Annotated in this window: 15 protein-coding genes; 14 read left to right on the top strand and 1 reads right to left on the bottom strand. The window is 71.3% G+C overall.

Going from position 1 to position 16018, the window contains the following annotated elements:
• The 4 genes from I596_RS09310 to nadD all read left to right on the top strand — a co-directional run bounded on the left by I596_RS09310 (position 1) and on the right by nadD (position 3247).
• Positions 1-957, top strand: coding sequence for an aminoglycoside phosphotransferase family protein (locus I596_RS09310; RefSeq protein WP_083965482.1), 957 nt, complete (start codon positions 1-3; stop codon positions 955-957).
• Between the two features lie 115 nt (positions 958-1072).
• Positions 1073-1573, top strand: a complete 501-nt coding sequence (locus I596_RS09305; RefSeq protein WP_067646841.1) for an LPS-assembly lipoprotein LptE — start codon at positions 1073-1075, stop codon at positions 1571-1573.
• A 16-nt stretch (positions 1574-1589) separates the two neighbouring features.
• Entirely contained in the window at positions 1590-2612 is a 1023-nt protein-coding gene (gene holA, locus I596_RS09300) for a DNA polymerase III subunit delta (protein ID WP_067646838.1), read from the top strand.
• Entirely contained in the window at positions 2612-3247 is a 636-nt protein-coding gene (gene nadD, locus I596_RS09295; protein WP_067646835.1) for a nicotinate-nucleotide adenylyltransferase, read from the top strand. The genes holA and nadD overlap by 1 nt, the downstream gene beginning before the upstream one ends.
• Before the next feature lie 26 nt (positions 3248-3273).
• Here nadD and I596_RS09290 read toward each other — a convergent pair whose 3' ends face one another.
• Positions 3274-3987, bottom strand: a complete 714-nt coding sequence (locus I596_RS09290; protein ID WP_083965480.1) for a GIY-YIG nuclease family protein — start codon at positions 3985-3987, stop codon at positions 3274-3276.
• A gap of 340 nt (positions 3988-4327) precedes the next feature.
• Between I596_RS09290 and I596_RS09285 the strand changes: the two genes are divergently transcribed.
• The 10 genes from I596_RS09285 to selB all read left to right on the top strand — a co-directional run bounded on the left by I596_RS09285 (position 4328) and on the right by selB (position 16006).
• Positions 4328-4741 carry a CopL family metal-binding regulatory protein gene (locus I596_RS09285; protein ID WP_067646832.1) on the top strand — a complete coding sequence of 138 codons (414 nt, stop codon included), beginning with the start codon at positions 4328-4330 and terminating at the stop codon, positions 4739-4741.
• A gap of 212 nt (positions 4742-4953) precedes the next feature.
• Positions 4954-5652 (top strand): c-type cytochrome, encoded by a 699-nt coding sequence (locus tag I596_RS09280; protein WP_067646829.1) that lies wholly within the window; start codon positions 4954-4956, stop codon positions 5650-5652.
• Entirely contained in the window at positions 5649-6158 is a 510-nt protein-coding gene (locus I596_RS09275; RefSeq protein WP_150132094.1) for a YybH family protein, read from the top strand. The genes I596_RS09280 and I596_RS09275 overlap by 4 nt, the downstream gene beginning before the upstream one ends.
• A gap of 11 nt (positions 6159-6169) precedes the next feature.
• A complete protein-coding gene (locus I596_RS09270; RefSeq protein ID WP_083965479.1) occupies positions 6170-6676 on the top strand; it encodes a DUF411 domain-containing protein in 507 nt (168 codons plus the stop codon).
• Between the two features lie 333 nt (positions 6677-7009).
• On the top strand, positions 7010-10078 hold the full coding sequence (gene fdnG / locus I596_RS09260; RefSeq protein ID WP_150132093.1) for a formate dehydrogenase-N subunit alpha: 3069 nt from the start codon (positions 7010-7012) through the stop codon (positions 10076-10078).
• 8 nt (positions 10079-10086) lie between these two features.
• On the top strand, positions 10087-10989 hold the full coding sequence (gene fdxH / locus I596_RS09255; protein ID WP_067646820.1) for a formate dehydrogenase subunit beta: 903 nt from the start codon (positions 10087-10089) through the stop codon (positions 10987-10989).
• Positions 10986-11630 carry a formate dehydrogenase subunit gamma gene (locus I596_RS09250; protein WP_067646817.1) on the top strand — a complete coding sequence of 215 codons (645 nt, stop codon included), beginning with the start codon at positions 10986-10988 and terminating at the stop codon, positions 11628-11630. Before fdxH ends, I596_RS09250 begins: the two co-directional genes overlap by 4 nt.
• A gap of 75 nt (positions 11631-11705) precedes the next feature.
• Positions 11706-12668 carry a formate dehydrogenase accessory protein FdhE gene (fdhE, locus tag I596_RS09245; protein ID WP_067646814.1) on the top strand — a complete coding sequence of 321 codons (963 nt, stop codon included), beginning with the start codon at positions 11706-11708 and terminating at the stop codon, positions 12666-12668.
• Between the two features lie 6 nt (positions 12669-12674).
• Complete coding sequence (selA, locus tag I596_RS09240) at positions 12675-14087, top strand: L-seryl-tRNA(Sec) selenium transferase (protein WP_067646811.1); 1413 nt, start codon at positions 12675-12677, stop codon at positions 14085-14087.
• On the top strand, positions 14084-16006 hold the full coding sequence (gene selB / locus I596_RS09235) for a selenocysteine-specific translation elongation factor (protein WP_067646806.1): 1923 nt from the start codon (positions 14084-14086) through the stop codon (positions 16004-16006). Before selA ends, selB begins: the two co-directional genes overlap by 4 nt.
• Positions 16007-16018: the final 12 nt, after the last annotated feature.

The raw sequence follows: 16018 nt of genomic DNA, 5'->3' as shown, positions 1-16018 counted from the left end.
GTGACGCGCCCGTCGCCGCCGGCCGGCGGCGGGCGCTCGCCGGCGCCTGCCGGCGGATCGCGCATCCTTCCCGCCTGCCACGACCGCATGTCGCACCTGCACATCCCCGAGCGCCTGTCGCTCACCTGCCACGGCGATCCCGCGCGGGAAGCCTGGCTGGCGGCATTGCCCGGCCTGGTCCAGAGCGTCGCCGGGCGCTGGCGGCTGCGCCTGGGCGCACCGTTCGACGGTGAAGAGGGCAGCTGCGCCTGGGTCGCTCCGGCCGTCCGCGAGGACGGCACCGATGCGGTGCTGAAGCTGGCGATGCCGCACCTGGAGGCCGAACACGAGAGCCGTGCACTGGCGTTCTGGGACGGTGACGCGGCGGTGCGGGTCCTGGAGGCGGACGAGGCGGAACTGGCGATGCTGCTGGAACGCTGCGTGCCGGGTACCGCGCTGCGCGCCCGGCCGGAGGCCGAGCAGGATGCGGTGGTCGCCGGCCTGCTGCAGCGCCTGTGGCGCCGGCCGCCGGCCGGTGCGTTCCGGCCGCTGGCGGCCATGCTGGCGAAATGGGCGGCCGAGACCCGCGCCGATGCCGCGCGCTGGCCCGATGCCGGCCTGGTCGAGGCCGGCCTGGCACTGTTCGAGATGCTATCGCGGCCCGGCGAAGACGACGTGCTGCTGGCCACCGACCTGCATGCCGGCAACGTGCTCGCCGCCGGGCGTGAGCCGTGGCTGGTGATCGACCCCAAGCCCTTCGCCGGCGACCGCGCCTACGATGCCACGCAGCACCTGATCGACTGCGAGGCGCGGTTGCGCGCCAGGCCCGCGCAGGTGATCGGCGCGTTCGCCGATGCGCTGGCGATCGATCCGGAGCGGCTGCGCCTGTGGCTGTTCGCGCGCTATGCGGCCGAGTCCCGCGACGACTGGACCGAGGCGTCGATGGCGCTGGCGCGGCAACTGGGCAGGACGATCTGACCGGCCTGCCGGCCGCGACCGTCCGGCGGCGCACCGGGCCGTGGCCCGGCGGCCGCGGCGGCGACCGATTCGGCTATGCTTCGCCCTCCAGGCAAGGTTCCGGCTCCCGGTGTCAATGAACGTCCAGCGCATCCTCAGCGTCGTCCTCCTCACGGTCCTGCTGACCGCCTGCGGCTTCCAGCTGCGCGGCGAAGCACACCTGCCGGCCGGCATGCAGCACGTCCACATCCAGGGCGCCGATCCCCTGAGCCCGCTCGGCCGCGACCTGGCCAAGGCGCTGGCACGGTCCGGCGCGCAGGTGGCCGACCAGGTCGAGCCGGGCGTCTCGGTGCTGAAGATCACGGCCAATGCGCTGTCCACCGATGTGCTTTCGGTCGGCGGCAACGCGCGCGCCACCGAGTACACGATCCGCTACCACGTGGAGTTCCTGCTCGAGGACGCGGCCGGCCGTGGCCTGCTGCCGCTGCAGGTGGTCGACCTGACGCGCGATTTCACGTTCGACGCGTCGCAGGCCCTCGGCGTCGCCGCCGAGCAGGACCTGCTGACCAAGGAGCTGCAGCGCGAGATGGTGCAGGCGATCCTGCGCCGGCTCGACGCGCTCGGCCGCGCCGGCTGAGGCCACGCCGCTCGCGATGTCCGTCACCCTGGCCCAGTTTCGCCGGACGCTCGGCGAACCGGATCTGCGGCCGGTCTACCTGCTGGCCGGCAGCGAGCACCTGCTGGTGATCGAGGCGGCCGACGCGCTGCGCGCGCGCGCCAAGGCGCTGGGCTATGTCGAACGCGAGGTCTACGACGCCGACGCCAAGTTCGACTGGGACGAGCTGGCCCGCGCCGGCAGCGCGCTGTCGCTGTTCGCCAGCCGCAAGCTGATCGACCTGCGCCTGCCGACCGGCAAGCCCGGCAAGGACGGCGCGGCGGCGATCACCGCCTATTGCCAGGCGCCGCCGCCCGACACCGTATTGCTGATCACCGCGCAGGAATGGAGCAAGCAGCACGAGGGCGCCTGGGTGGCCGCGCTCGAGCGCGGCGGCGTGTTCGTGCCGGTCTGGCCGCTCAAGCGCGAGGAACTGCCCGGCTGGATCGGTGCCCGCTTCGCCTCGCGCAACCTGCAGGCGAGCCCCGAGGCGCTGGACCTGCTGGCCGAGCGCGTCGAGGGCAACCTGCTGGCCGCTGCGCAGGAGATCGACAAGCTGGCCCTGCTGGCCACGGACGGGCGCGTCGACGTCGGGCTGCTCGAGGACGCGGTGGCCGACGATGCGCGCTACGACGCCTTCCGCCTCACCGACGCCGCGCTCGGCGGCGACGTCGCCCGCGCCCTCAGGATCGTCGAGGGCCTGCGCGAGGAGGGCGAGGATGCGATCCCCCTGCTCGGATGGATCCTCAACCAGCTGCGCCTGCTGCAGCGCCTCAGCGCGGCCGGCGACAACCTCGGGCCGGCGTTCCGCAACGAGCGCGTCTGGGACTCGCGCCAGCCACTCTACCGGCGGGCGCTCAAGTCCGCGCGGCGGGAACACTGGGAGGCCTGCCTGGCGCAGGCGGCGCGGATCGACGCGATCGCCAAGGGACGTCGCGACGGCGAGGTCTGGCGCGAGCTGGAACGGCTGGTCGCCGCCATCGCCTCGCCACGGCGGGCGGCCGCCCTGATCGCCTCGTGATGCGCCCGCTCGCGATCCTCGGCGGCACGTTCGACCCGGTCCACAACGCGCACCTGCGCGTGGCCTGGGAAGCCGCGGAGCTGCTCGACGCCGAGGTGCGCCTGTTGCCGGCCAACGTGCCGCCGCACCGTGCCCAGCCGCTCGCGTCGCCGGAACAGCGTGTCGCCTTGCTGCGCGCCGCGCTGCGCGGCCAGGATCGCCTGGCGCTGGACCTGCGCGAACTGCAGCGTGCCGGGCCGTCCTGGTCGATCGACACCCTGGTCGAGCTGCGCCGGGAGATCGGCCCGCAGCGGCCGCTGCTGCTGCTGGTGGGCGCCGATGCGTTCGCCGGACTGTCCACCTGGCATCGCTGGCGCGAGTTGTTCGAACAGGCCCATGTCGGCGTGTTGCCGCGTCCCGGCTACGCCGGCCCGCTCGACGATGCGCTCGAGCGCGAGACGCGCGGCCGCCGTGTGGACGGCGTGGACGGCCTGCGCGGGCGGCCCGCCGGTGGCGTGCTGGAGATCGACGTCACGCCGCTGGATTTCTCGGCCAGTCGCATCCGCGCGCTGCTGGCCGAAGGCCGCGAGCCGCGCTACCTGGTGCCGGACGCCGTCCTGGCCGATCCGGGCCTGCTGGCGCCGTACCGCACCTAGCGCGTCGTCGCCGCGCGGTCCGGGATTCAGCCGACTTCGCCGGCGCCGCCGCGGTACCAGTGCACGACCGCGCCCGGTACCTTGCCCTCCAGGCGCAGGCCGACCGCGTGGCAGGCGTCGAGCGTATTCTTGAGCACGCGCTGCAGCTTCCGGGCGAGGTCCGGGGCGCCGTTGAACGTCGCCAATTCCAGCTGCTGCAAGGCCTGCTGCGACCACTCGTAGAGCGTCGCGTCGCGGAACCAGCGTACGCGCAGCCAGGCGGAAAGCTGCGGGTGCAGCAGGTGGCCGTCTTCGTCGCAGATGCCTTCCAGCAGTGCCGCGGCGCGCGGCCATGCGCCGCGGAACCATTCGGTGCGTCCGCCCGCCGCTTCGCGAACGACCAGCGGCGGCGGCGTGGCCTCGCCGGACAGGGCTTGCTTCAATCGCAGCTCGATCCGCCGCGCGTCGCGCACGTAGTCGGTTTCCGCCAGGAGCGCGCGGTCCAGGTCGAACACCTCGAAATAGCGCGCATGCAGCGATTGCAGGCGGACCAGCGGGTCACGCGAGAAGCCGACCTTGAGCACGTCCGACTCGCGGCAAGGCAGCACGTAGACGAAGCAGCGGCCCCGGCGCAGCGTTCGCCAGCCGGCCTCGGCCGGGACATCCACGTCGGGAGCGGGCGTGCTCATGGTGGGACGATGGGCGTCGGAGCCGGTCTGGACGGTCGGCATGAAGGGAGCTTCGGGAGACATGTCGAGCATGCCGTTCTCCTGTTTCCGCGGAGTGAACCTATCGATGGACCGGATCTGCGGGCGCAGGCGCTGGCGCGACGAGGGCAAGGTCGGTGATCGATCGGGGAATCGGACCGGCGACTCGCCGGGAAGTTCGCCAGGACAGGGCAGGCACGATGCAGGTCGATGCCACCGGCTTGCTTAAGTTTCCGTTGGTTGCGCGTGATGATTCCGTCGCTTTGGCCGACGTGGTCCGGGGGCATGCTCATGGTGTCTCGGTCGCTTGCCGTCAAGGCTGCGCGATGCCGGTCTCCCGGTGTGAGACGCGACACGGGCGTGCGCTGCGCCCACCTTGGGTTAGAGTAGGCCCATGTCCGGTCTTCGTCTGCTCCTGCAGGTGTTCTCGCTGCTCGCACTCGTCCTGAACGGTGCGAGTCCGGCCGGCGCCGCGCTGCAGGGGACGCCGGGACTGGCGGCCGGGCAGGGCACGATGGCCGCGGCGGGACATCCGGCCGGTTCCTGCCATGACCGGGATCCGGCGGGCCGCGGAACGCTGTTCCAGGCGGCGCCTGCCGATGCGGCAGCCGGCAGCGACGAGGCGGCCCCGCCGTCGTGTTGCGATCCGTCTGGCTGCGGATGCGCCTGCGCCTCGTGCCCATCGGCCATGGTGCCGGCGGCGATGGCCGATGGCCTCGTCTGCGTGCCGGGCACCCGCCTCGGCTTCCGCGTGCTGGCGCATGCCGCGCCGCCGCTTCCGCACGTGATCCGACCTCCGATCGTTTGAGCGTCTCCCCGGGCATCGTCCCGGTGCTGGTGGGCCTGCGCCCGAGCCGTTCGCGGCCGGTACGACAGCCCGGTTTTCCTCGACGCTTTTCACGGAGTTTTCATGTCCATCGCAACCTTCGGCGCGTGCGCCGATCCGTGGCCGAGCCCCCGGTGGCGCGGCTCGCTGTTTCCTGACGAATCCCGATGCGGAGGTTCGTCATGACGCCCCTCATGAGCAGAGCTCTCGTCTGGCTGTCGGCCGGGACCGGCCTCGGCCTGCTGGCGATCGCCGGCTTCGTCCGGGCCGGCCTCTACAACGTGGCGGCCGACGCGCCGCATACCCGTCCGGTGTACGCGCTGCTGGACGCAGTGCGAACCTATTCGATCGCACGGCATGCCGAAGGCATCGAGGTGCCCGACCTGGATGATCCGGCCAAGGTGGTACAGGGCGCCGGCAACTACGAGGCGATGTGTGCGAGCTGTCATGCCTCGCCCGGCAGCGGCGAGACCGAGTTGAGCCGGGGACTGTATCCGGCGCCGCCCGACCTGACACAGGTGACGGTCGCGCCGGCCCAGGCGTTCTGGGTCATCAAGCACGGCATCAAGGCGTCGGGCATGCCGGCCTGGGGCAAGAGCATGGAGGACGAGTACATCTGGGCCATGGTCGCCTTGCTCCAGGTGTTGCCGACGCTCGATCGCGCGCACTACCGGGCGCTGGTCGAGCGCAGCGAAGGGCACTCGCACGGTGCCGGCGCGAAGCCGCATGCGCACCCGGCCGCGGGCGATGCCGGGCCCGACCCGGGCAGCGCCGGGCACGCGCACCCGCCCGGCACGCCGCCGCACCACGATGCGCCGGATGCCGGTGCCGATCCAGGCACGCGCGCGCCCGCGCATCCGTCCCACCACGACGCCACCGGAGGCGAACGATGAAACGACCACTGGCCGCAGCGCGGCTGGCAATCGCGATCGCCGTGGCGGCTGCCGCGGTGTCACCACTCGCGGGAAACGCATCACCGCAGACGTCCGGCCCGTCCCAGGTGGATGTCCCGGTTGCCGCCGCGGCTGCCGTTGCGATCGTGGATCGGTTCGGTACCGCCCTGGCGGCGGCGGACTACGACACGATCGCGGCCTTGCTCGACCCCGACGTCCTGATCCTGGAGAGCGGCGGTGCCGAGCGAAACCGGGCCCAGTACCTGCAGCACCATGCCATCAGTGACGCGGCGTTCCTGCAGGGCGCGCAGGTACGGCTGGAACACCGCCGCGCCCGCACGGAAGGCGATCTGGCCTGGGTCGCCAGCGAGAGCGAGATCCGTTTCCGGAAGGACGGCCAGCCGCGCGCCGTGTCGAGTACTGAAACGATGCTGCTCAAGCGCGGCCCGCAGGGCTGGCGCATCGTTCACATCCACTGGTCGTCGCGACCGAAGAAAACCCCTTGAGGAGTTCCCCCATGCATTCGAATCTCTACGGCCTGACGGTCCTTCTCGCCGCCGCACTGGCGGCCGGCCCGGTGTCGTCCCAGTCACCCGCCGCGTCGGCGGCCGAGGCGCCGGCGGCGCACCGGTCCACCGTGCCGGCCAGCCTGCCGCTGGTCGTGGTCCACAAGAGCCCGACCTGCGGCTGTTGCACGCTGTGGGTCGATCACCTTCGCGCGGCGGGGTTTCCTGTCGACGTCCGTGAATCGGACGACCTGGAACCACTGAAGCGGAGCCTGGGCATCCCGTTCGGCAAGGGCTCGTGCCACACCGCGGAAGTGGCGGGCTACTACGTCGAGGGCCATGTACCGGCCGCCGACATCCAGCGCCTGCTGGCCGACCGCCCCGATGCACGCGGCCTGGTGCTGCCGGGCATGCCGCTGGGTTCGCCCGGCATGGAGACGGCCGATGGCACCGTGCAGCGCTACACGGTGGAACTGGTCGGCCGGGACGGGACGGTCTCGCCGTACGCCCGGCACTGAACGCCCGGCCCGGTCGGCGCCGAACGCTGCGGACCCCGGCGCCGCCGGCATCGGGGTGTCCGTAGCCGGGACCCGCAGCCAGGCGCGGAGCATCCCGCAGGCGGGGGTCTCCGCGCCCGGCCGCAGGTCCGGTCGCGAGGGTCGCCGCCGCCGCGCGAGGCGGCGGCGACCCTGGCTCCGCAGGCGCCGCGTGCGGGCGGTGGCGCTGCGGATTTGTTCTATACTCGGGCCGTTTCATGCCGTCGATGGTGTGTATCCGAGGCCAGTGCGGCGAGCCTGCCCGAGCGATCATTCGCGAGGCCGGTTTCGCGACAAGCGATCGAGGAGAACGTCATGTCTGCTGTGACTCGACGCCAGTTCTTGAAGATCACCGGGACCACCCTGGTGGGTTCGAGCCTGGCGCTCATGGGCTTTTCGCCCGGGCCTGCGCTCGCGGAGGTGCGCCAGTTCAAGCTGGCGCGCGCGACCGAGACCCGTAACACCTGTCCCTACTGCTCGGTGGCCTGCGGCGTGCTGATGTACGGCCTCGGCGACGGCGCCAAGAACGCGCGGGCGAGCATCTTCCACATCGAAGGCGACCCGGACCACCCGGTCAATCGCGGCACGCTGTGCCCGAAGGGTGCGGCCCTGGTCGACTTCATCCACAGCGAGAGCCGCCTCAAGCATCCCGAGTACCGCGCGCCGGGCTCGGACACGTGGCAGCGCATCTCCTGGGACGAGGCGCTCGACCGCATCACCGGCCTGATGAAGGCCGACCGCGACGCGAACTTCACGGCGACGAACGCCGACGGCCTCACCGTGAACCGCTGGCTCACCACCGGCATGCTCGCCGCCTCGGCGTCGAGCAACGAAGTCGGCTATCTGACCCACAAGGTGGCCCGTTCCCTCGGACTTCTGGCGTTCGACAACCAGGCACGTGTCTGACACGGCCCGACGGTGGCAGGTCTTGCCCCGACGTTTGGCCGTGGAGCGATGACGAATCACTGGGTCGACATCAAGAATGCCGACCTGATCCTCATCATGGGTGGCAATGCCGCCGAAGCGCATCCGTGCGGCTTCAAGTGGGTCACCGAGGCCAAGGCGCACAACAAGGCCCGGCTGATCGTCGTCGATCCGCGCTTCACGCGCTCGGCCTCGGTGGCCGACGTCTACGCACCGATCCGCACCGGTACCGACATCGTCTTCCTCGGCGGGCTGATCAACTACCTGCTGGCGAACGACACGATCCAGCGCGAGTACGTCGTCAACTACACCGACCTGTCCTTCATCGTGAAGGACGCGTTCGCGTTCGCCGACGGCCTCTACTCGGGCTACGACGCGGCCAAGCGCAGCTACGACAAGTCGAGCTGGGACTACGCGCTCGGCGAGGACGGCTACGTCCGCACCGACCCGACGCTGACGGATCCGCGCTGCGTCTACAACCTGCTCAAGCAGCACTATGCACGCTACACGCCGGAGATGGTCGAGCGCGTCTGCGGCACGCCGAAGGACAAGGTGCTGCAGATCTGGGACATGATCGCCTCGACGGCGACGCCGACGCGCGCGATGACGATCATGTACGCGCTCGGCTGGACCCAGCATTCGATCGGCTCGCAGATGATCCGCACCGGCGCGATGGTGCAGCTGCTGCTCGGCAACATCGGCGTGGCCGGTGGTGGCATGAACGCGCTGCGCGGGCATTCGAACATCCAGGGGCTGACCGACCTGGGCCTGATGTCCAACCTGCTGCCCGGCTACATGACGCTGCCGAACGAGAAGGAACAGGATTTCGAGGCCTACATCGTCGCGCGCGCGCCCAAGCCGCTGCGGCCGAACCAGCTCAGCTACTGGCAGAACTACCGCAAGTTCTTCGTGAGCTTCATGAAGGCCTGGTGGGGCGATGCGGCGACGGCGGACAACCGCTGGGCGTTCGACTACCTGCCCAAGCTCGACAAGCCCTACGACATGCTGCAGGCCTACGAGCTGATGCGCCAGGGCAAGATGAACGGCTATCTGTGCCAGGGCTTCAATCCGCTCGCCGCCGCGCCGAACAAGGCCAAGCTGACCGAGGCGTTCTCGCGGCTCAAGTACCTGGTGATCATGGATCCGCTCGCCACGGAGACCAGCGAGTTCTGGAAGAACCACGGCGCGCTCAACGACGTCGACGCGTCGGCGATCCAGACCGAGGTGTTCCGCCTGCCGACGACCTGCTTCGCCGAGGAGAACGGCTCGCTGACCAATTCCTCGCGCTGGCTGCAATGGCACTGGAAAGGTGCCGAACCGCCGGGCGAGGCGCGCAGCGACCTGGAGATCATGGCCGGCCTGTTCCTGCGCCTGCGCGCGCTGTACCGCAAGGACGGCGGCGCGTTCGCCGACCCGATCGTCAACCTGACCTGGAAGTACGCGCAGCCGCACAGTCCCGCGCCGGAAGAACTCGCGCGCGAATATTCCGGCGGCGCCTTGAAGGACCTTGCCGATCCGAAGGACCCGACCAAGGTCATGCGCAAGGCCGGTGAACAGCTCGCCGGCTTCGCCGAGCTGCGCGACGACGGCAGCACGGCGAGCGGCTGCTGGATCTTCTGCGGCGCCTGGGGGCCGACCGGCAACCTGATGGCGCGCCGCGACAACGCCGATCCGACCGGCATCGGCCAGACCCTGAACTGGGCCTGGGCCTGGCCGGCGAACCGGCGCGTGCTCTACAACCGCGCCTCCTGCGATCCCAGCGGCAAGCCGTTCAATCCGCAGCGTGCGCTGGTCGCCTGGAACGGCAGCGCCTGGGGCGGCGCCGACGTGCCCGATTTCGTCGCCGGCGAGAACCCGGCCGGCGGCATGGGGCCGTTCATCATGAATCCCGAGGGCGTGGCGCGCTTCTTCGCCCGCGCCGGCATGGCCGAAGGGCCGTTCCCCGAGCACTACGAACCGTTCGAGACGCCGCTGGCGGCCAACCCGCTCAACCCGGGACAGGCCCAGGCCCTGAACAACCCGGCCGCGCGCGTGTTCGCCGACGACCTGGCCGCCTTCGGCAAGGCGGACCAGTTCCCGCACGTGGCGACCACCTACCGGCTCACCGAGCATTTCCACTACTGGACCAAGCACGTGCGCCTGAACGCCATCGTCCAGCCGGAGCAGTTCGTGGAGATCGGCGCCGCGCTGGCCGACGCACTGGGCATCGGCAACGGCAGCCGGGTCAGGGTGGTCTCCAACCGCGGCCACATCGAGGCGGTGGCGATGGTGACCAAGCGCATCAAGCCGCTGACGATCGAGGGCAAGGTCGTGCACACGGTCGGCATACCGATCCACTGGGGATTCCTCGGCGTGGCCAAGCCGGGCTTCCTCGCCAACACCTTGACGCCGTTCGTCGGTGACGCGAACACGCAGACGCCGGAGTTCAAGTCCTTCCTGGTCCGGGTCGAGAAGGTGTAGGAGGCAGCATGGCACTGCAATCGCTGGATATCGTGCGTCGCTCGGCGACGACCCTGCCCGAGCCGCAGGTGCGCGGCGCCCATACCGGGCAGGTCGCCAAGCTGATCGACGTCAGCAAGTGCATCGGCTGCAAGGCCTGCCAGGTCGCCTGCATGGAATGGAACGACCTGCGCGACGAGGTCGGCAGCTGCACCGGGCACTACGACAATCCCGCCGACCTCAGCGCGCATTCCTGGACGCTGATGCGGTTCGCCGAGTACGAGAACCCGAAGGGCGACCTGGAATGGCTGATCCGCAAGGACGGCTGCATGCACTGCGCCGATCCGGGCTGCCTGAAGGCCTGTCCCTCGCCGGGCGCGATCGTCCAGTACGCCAACGGCATCGTCGATTTCCACGAGGAGAACTGCATCGGCTGCGGCTACTGCGTGACCGGCTGCCCGTTCGACGTGCCGCGCATCTCCAAGCAGGACAAGAAGGCCTACAAGTGCACGCTGTGCTCGGACCGCGTCGCCGTCGGCCTGGAGCCGGCCTGCGTGAAGACCTGCCCGACCGGCGCGATCGTGTTCGGCACCAAGGAGGACATGCACCAGCATGCCGCCGAACGCATCGAGGACCTCAAGTCGCGCGGATTCGAGCAGGCCGGCCTCTACGATCCGGCCGGCGTCGGCGGCACGCACGTGATGTACGTGCTGCACCACGCCGACCAGCCGCAGCTCTACAGCGGACTGCCGGAGCAGCCGCGGATCAGCGCGATGGTGGGGCTGTGGAAGGGCATGGCCAAGCCGCTCGGCCTGCTCGCGATCCTCGCCACCGCCGCCGCCGGCTTCCTGCACTACATCGGCATCGGCCCGAACGAGACCGACGAGCACGACGAGGAGGCCGCGCGCCGCGAGCTGGAGAAGACGCCATGAGCGCCGAGCGCAAGAACGAGGACATCGTCCGCTACGCGCCGGCGATGCGCATCAATCACTGGCTGGTCGCGATCAGTTTCGTCCTGCTCGCGCTGTCGGGCCTGGCGCTGTTCCATCCGTCGCTGTTCTGGCTGAGCGCGCTGTTCGGCGGCGGACCGTGGACGCGCATCCTGCACCCGTTCATCGGCCTGGTCATGGTGCTCGCGTTCGTCGTTCTCGGCGCGACGCTGTGGCGCTACAACCACCTGGAGGCGCGCGACTGGGCCTGGCTGCGCCGGGCCAGGGACGTCGTCGGCAACCGGGAGGACCGTCTTCCGGAGGTCGGCCGCTACAACGCCGGGCAGAAGCTGCTGTTCCACCTCATCGTGCTTTGCCTGGCCGGCCTGCTGCTGTCCGGCATCGTGATGTGGCGCGCCTACTTCGCGTTCTACTTCCCGGTGGACGTGATCCGGTTCGCTTCGCTGCTGCACGCCTTCTGTGCGACGGTGCTGATCTGCGCGATCGTGGTGCACATCTACGCCGCGATCTGGGTCAAGGGCTCGATGCGTGCTATGACACGCGGCACGGTCAGCCGCGGCTGGGCCTGGAAGCACCACCGCGCCTGGTTCCGCCAGGTCATGCGCGGCGGCGAACGCGAGTAGCGCGGCGGCACGCAAAGCGCTGGACGCCGCAGGCGCTTGCGGCGAGGATAGGCGCCGAGCCCTTCCGAGCCGCGTATGGCCCAGCGCATCCTCGAGCCCGGTCAGATCGAGACGCTCGCACAGCGATCGATTCCGCGCGTCCGCCTGCCGGACCGGACCGACCTGTTCGTGCGCCGGGCCTCGCGCCTGCGCGAACTGGCCGAAGCCGCACCGATCGGTGACTACCTGCGCCTGCTGGCCGTCGTGGCCGATGCCCAGCATGCGGCGCTCGCCGGCGTCGACGTCCCGTTGCCGACGCCCGCGCAGCGGGACGTCGCGCGCGGCCATCACATGCCACCGGTGCCGGCGGTCGGCTGGCCGCGGTCGGCGCACTGGCGCGCGACGCTGGCCTCGATCGGCGATGCGGTGGCCGCCCGGTCCGGATTTCCGGCGGAGGTGGAGCGGCTGGCCGGCCGTGTCGGCCGCGCACCCGCTGCCTGGGTCGAGGCGCAGGCCGATGCCCTGCTGGGCGCGACCGACGGCGCGATCGACGCCGCCGCTGCGCCGTTCCTCATGGCGGCGCTGCAGGTGCACTGGGTCGCCATGTCGAGCCGTCTGGCGGCGGACGATGTCGCGCCGCTGGACGTTCCGGGCCTGTGCCCGGTCTGCGGCAGCACGCCGGTCGCCAGTGTCGTGCGCGCGCAGTCGGCCTACCGCGGCTATCGCTACCTGCATTGCCCGCTGTGCGCCTGCGAGTGGCACCTGGTGCGCGTGCAGTGCAGCCGCTGCGGCGCTGCCGGCAAGGACATCGCATACCGCTCCCTCGTCCGCGACGACGGCATGGCCGGCGACGACGCGGCGCACGGGCAGGGCACCGCGGTGCGGGCCGAGACCTGCGATCGCTGTCATGGCTATCGCAAGATCCTCTATCAGGAAGCCGATCCCGACGTCGACCCGGTAGCGGACGACCTGGCGACGCTCGCACTCGACCTGTTGCTGGCCGAGCAGGGCTATGCGCGCGCGAGCGGCAATCCGCTGCTCTGGCAGCCGGACGCCTGACGGCCGATGGACGCCGGAGCGACCCGGGCCGTCGCCAGCGACCTGCCTTCGCTCGACCGGCTGCTGAACACGGCGCGTTTCGTCGCGCTGATCGCCCAGCATGGGCGCACGCCGGTGGTGGTGGCGGCGCGTGCGGAACTGGATCACCTGCGCGCCCGCGCGCTCGCCGGTGCGCTCGATCGCGAGGCCGCCGGGACGGCGGCGATCGCCGTGCCGGTCGAGGAACGGCTGGCGGCCGCGGCGCGGCCGCGCCTGCGCGCCGTCTTCAACCTGACCGGCACGGTGCTCCATACCAACCTGGGACGGGCGCCGTTGCCCGACGTGGCGATCGACGCCGTTGCGCGCGCGCTCGCGGCGCCCGTGAACCTGGAGTTCGACCTCGCGACCGGCGGCCGCGGTGACCGCGACGACGTCGTCGAGGCGCTGGTCTGCGAGCTCACCGGCGCGGAAGCGGCCACCGTCGTCAACAACAATGCCGCGGCGGTGCTGCTGCTGCTCAACACGCTGGCCAACCGGCGCGAGGTGGTCGTCTCGCGCGGCGAGCTGGTCGAGATCGGCGGCGCCTTCCGCATTCCCGACGTGATGCGCAGCGCCGGCGCCCGGCTGGTCGAGGTCGGCACGACCAACCGGACCCACGCGCACGACTACGCCGGCGCGATCGGCGCGCGGACCGCATTGCTGATGAAGGTGCATGCCAGCAACTACGCGATCAGCGGCTTCACCGCGAGCGTGCAGGAGAAGGAACTGGCCGCGATCGCACATGCGCATGCGCTGCCGCTCGCCGTCGACCTCGGCAGCGGCAGCCTGGTCGACCTGTCGCGCTGGGGCCTGCCGAAGGAGCCGACTGCGCGCGAGGTACTCGGCGCCGGCGCGGACCTCGTCGCGTTCAGCGGCGACAAGCTGCTCGGCGGACCGCAGGCCGGGATCGTCGCCGGCCGGCGGGAGCTGGTCGCGCGCCTCAAGAAGAATCCGCTCAAGCGCGCGCTGCGTACCGGCAAGGCGACCCTGGCGGCGCTCGAAGCCGTACTGGTCCTGTACCGCGTGCCCGAGCGGCTGGCCGAGCGGTTGCCGACCTTGCGCCTCCTGACGCGCCCGGCTGCGGCGATCGAGCAGCAGGCCCAGCGCCTGCTGCCGGCCCTGCAGTCGGCGCTCGGCGACCGCTATGAGCTCGCCATCGCGCCGATGCGCAGCCAGATCGGCAGCGGCGCCTTGCCGGTCGACGAGCTGCCGAGCTGCGGCTTCCGTGTGCGGGCGGTGAAGGGGCAGGGCGGCCTGCGCCGGCTGGAGCAGGCGCTGCGCGGCCTGCCGCGGCCGATCCTCGGCCGCCTCGCCGACAAGGCGCTCTGGCTCGACCTGCGCTGCCTGGACGTGACCGACGAGGCCGATTTCATCGTGCAGTGGAGCCTGCTGGCGGAATGATCGTCGGTACCGCCGGCCACATCGATCACGGCAAGACCGCACTGGTGCACGCGCTGACCGGCGTGGACACCGACCGCCTCAAGGAGGAAAAGGCCCGCGGGATCTCGATCGAGCTGGGCTATGCCTACGTGCCGGTGCGCGCCGCGCGACCCGGCTGCGACCCGGTGCTCGGGTTCGTCGACGTGCCGGGCCACGAGCGCTTCGTGCATACGATGGTCGCCGGTGCCGGCGGCATCGATTTCGCCCTGCTGGTGATTGCCGCCGACGACGGCGTGATGCCGCAGACGCGCGAGCACCTGGCGATCCTCGACCTGCTCGGCGTCGGCGACGGCGCCGTGGCGCTGACCAAGGTCGATCGTGTCGATGCGGCCCGCGCGGCGCAGGTGCAGGCGCAGGTTCGCGCGCTGCTGGCGCCGACCGGCTTGCGGGATGCGCCGCTGTTCGCGGTCGATGCGACGGCGCCCGGCGATGCGGGCGTCGAGGCCTTGCGCGAGCACCTGCACGCCGCTGCGGCGGCGCGGTCACGGCGCGCCGGGGACGGCCTGTTCCGCCTGGCCGTCGACCGGGTGTTCACGCTGGCCGGCCATGGCACGATCGTGACCGGTACGGTTCACGCCGGCTGCGCAGGCATCGGTGACCGGCTGGTGGTGATGCCCGGCGGAGCCGCCGTGCGGGTACGCGGCATCCATGCGCAGAACCGCGTGTCCGAGACGGCGGGTGCCGGACAGCGCTGCGCGCTCAATCTCGCGGGCATCGACAAGGACGGGCTGGCGCGTGGCGACTGGGTCGCCGATCCGCGCGCGTTCCTGCCGAACCTGCGGCTGGACGTGCGCCTGCGCCTGCTGGCCGATGCCCCCGCCCTCGGCCGCCCGTGGACGCCGCTGCACGTCCATCTCGGTACCGCGCACCGGCTCGCGCACGCGGTGCTGCTCGACGTCGAGCGGCTGCCTGCCGGAGGGGAAGGGCGGGTGCAGCTGGTTTTCGATACGCCGGTCTGTGCGACGCCCGGCGACGGCCTGATCGTGCGCGATGCGCAGGCGACGTCGACCATCGGCGGCGGCACGGTGCTCGATCCGCAGGCGCCGGAGCGGCGGCGCCGCAGCGCTGCACGGCTGGGATGGCTCGCGGCCGTCGAGCGCTTCCTGGAGAACGGCGGCGTCGCGCCGCTGCTGGAACAGGCGCCGCACGGCATCGCGCGGGATGCGCTGATGCGCCTGTGCGGGTGCGAATCGGCACGGATCGCGATGCCGGACACGGCCTGCCGGATCGAGACGGCAGGCGGGGTCGTCTTCTTCCACGCCGCCCATTGGCAGGCCCTGCGCCAGCAGGCGCTTGCCGTGCTGGTCCAGTTCCATTCGATGAACCCGGACGATCCGGGGATCGACAGCGGGCAGCTGCGCCGGCGGGTGGCACCGGCCCTGGACGATGCGACGTGGCGCAGCCTGGTCGCCTCGCTGGTGGCCGACCGCCTCGTGCAGCGCAACGGCCACTGGCTGCACCTGCCGGACCATCGCATCGGCCTGGACGCCGGCGAGCAGGCACTGATGCACCGCTTGCAGCCGCTGATCCGGGCCGGCGGTTTCGATCCGCCCTGGGTGCGGGAGCTTGCGGCTGCCGTGGACGTGGCCGAGGACCGCGTGCGCAGCACGCTGCGCAAGAGCGTGACGGGCGGCGAGGTCTGCCAGGTGGTGCGCGACCTGTTCTATGCCGCCGACCGCATCGACGAGCTGGCCGCGATCCTGCGCGAGCTCGCCGAGCGGGACGGCGCGGTCGATGTCGCGCGCTATCGCGACGCGCTGGGCCTCGGCCGCAAGCGCACGGTGCAGATCTTGGAGTTCTTCGATCGCGTTGGCTACACTCGCCGCGTGCGCGATACACACGTGGTGCGCAGCGACAGCGGCTGGCACGGCCGTGGCTGAATCGATCGGCAC

This window comes from Dokdonella koreensis DS-123 (genome assembly GCF_001632775.1).
Taxonomy (GTDB): Bacteria; Pseudomonadota; Gammaproteobacteria; order Xanthomonadales; family Rhodanobacteraceae; genus Dokdonella; species Dokdonella koreensis.
Note: the sequence above shows the minus strand (reverse complement) of the source record. Positions and strands in the feature narration are given on the sequence as shown.

What these genes read in the sequence shown, in the direction of transcription:
- I596_RS09250 (WP_067646817.1), top strand. Translation starts at nt 10,986, where the DNA reads ATGAGCGCCGAGCGCAAGAACGAGGACATCGTCCGCTACGCGCCGGCG.
- fdhE (WP_067646814.1), top strand. Translation starts at nt 11,706, where the DNA reads ATGGCCCAGCGCATCCTCGAGCCCGGTCAGATCGAGACGCTCGCACAG.
- selA (WP_067646811.1), top strand. Translation starts at nt 12,675, where the DNA reads ATGGACGCCGGAGCGACCCGGGCCGTCGCCAGCGACCTGCCTTCGCTC.
- I596_RS09305 (WP_067646841.1), top strand. Translation starts at nt 1,073, where the DNA reads ATGAACGTCCAGCGCATCCTCAGCGTCGTCCTCCTCACGGTCCTGCTG.
- I596_RS09290 (WP_083965480.1), bottom strand. Translation starts at nt 3,987, where the DNA reads ATGCTCGACATGTCTCCCGAAGCTCCCTTCATGCCGACCGTCCAGACC.
- I596_RS09285 (WP_067646832.1), top strand. Translation starts at nt 4,328, where the DNA reads ATGTCCGGTCTTCGTCTGCTCCTGCAGGTGTTCTCGCTGCTCGCACTC.
- holA (WP_067646838.1), top strand. Translation starts at nt 1,590, where the DNA reads ATGTCCGTCACCCTGGCCCAGTTTCGCCGGACGCTCGGCGAACCGGAT.
- I596_RS09280 (WP_067646829.1), top strand. Translation starts at nt 4,954, where the DNA reads ATGAGCAGAGCTCTCGTCTGGCTGTCGGCCGGGACCGGCCTCGGCCTG.
- nadD (WP_067646835.1), top strand. Translation starts at nt 2,612, where the DNA reads ATGCGCCCGCTCGCGATCCTCGGCGGCACGTTCGACCCGGTCCACAAC.
- I596_RS09270 (WP_083965479.1), top strand. Translation starts at nt 6,170, where the DNA reads ATGCATTCGAATCTCTACGGCCTGACGGTCCTTCTCGCCGCCGCACTG.
- I596_RS09275 (WP_150132094.1), top strand. Translation starts at nt 5,649, where the DNA reads ATGAAACGACCACTGGCCGCAGCGCGGCTGGCAATCGCGATCGCCGTG.
- fdxH (WP_067646820.1), top strand. Translation starts at nt 10,087, where the DNA reads ATGGCACTGCAATCGCTGGATATCGTGCGTCGCTCGGCGACGACCCTG.
- selB (WP_067646806.1), top strand. Translation starts at nt 14,084, where the DNA reads ATGATCGTCGGTACCGCCGGCCACATCGATCACGGCAAGACCGCACTG.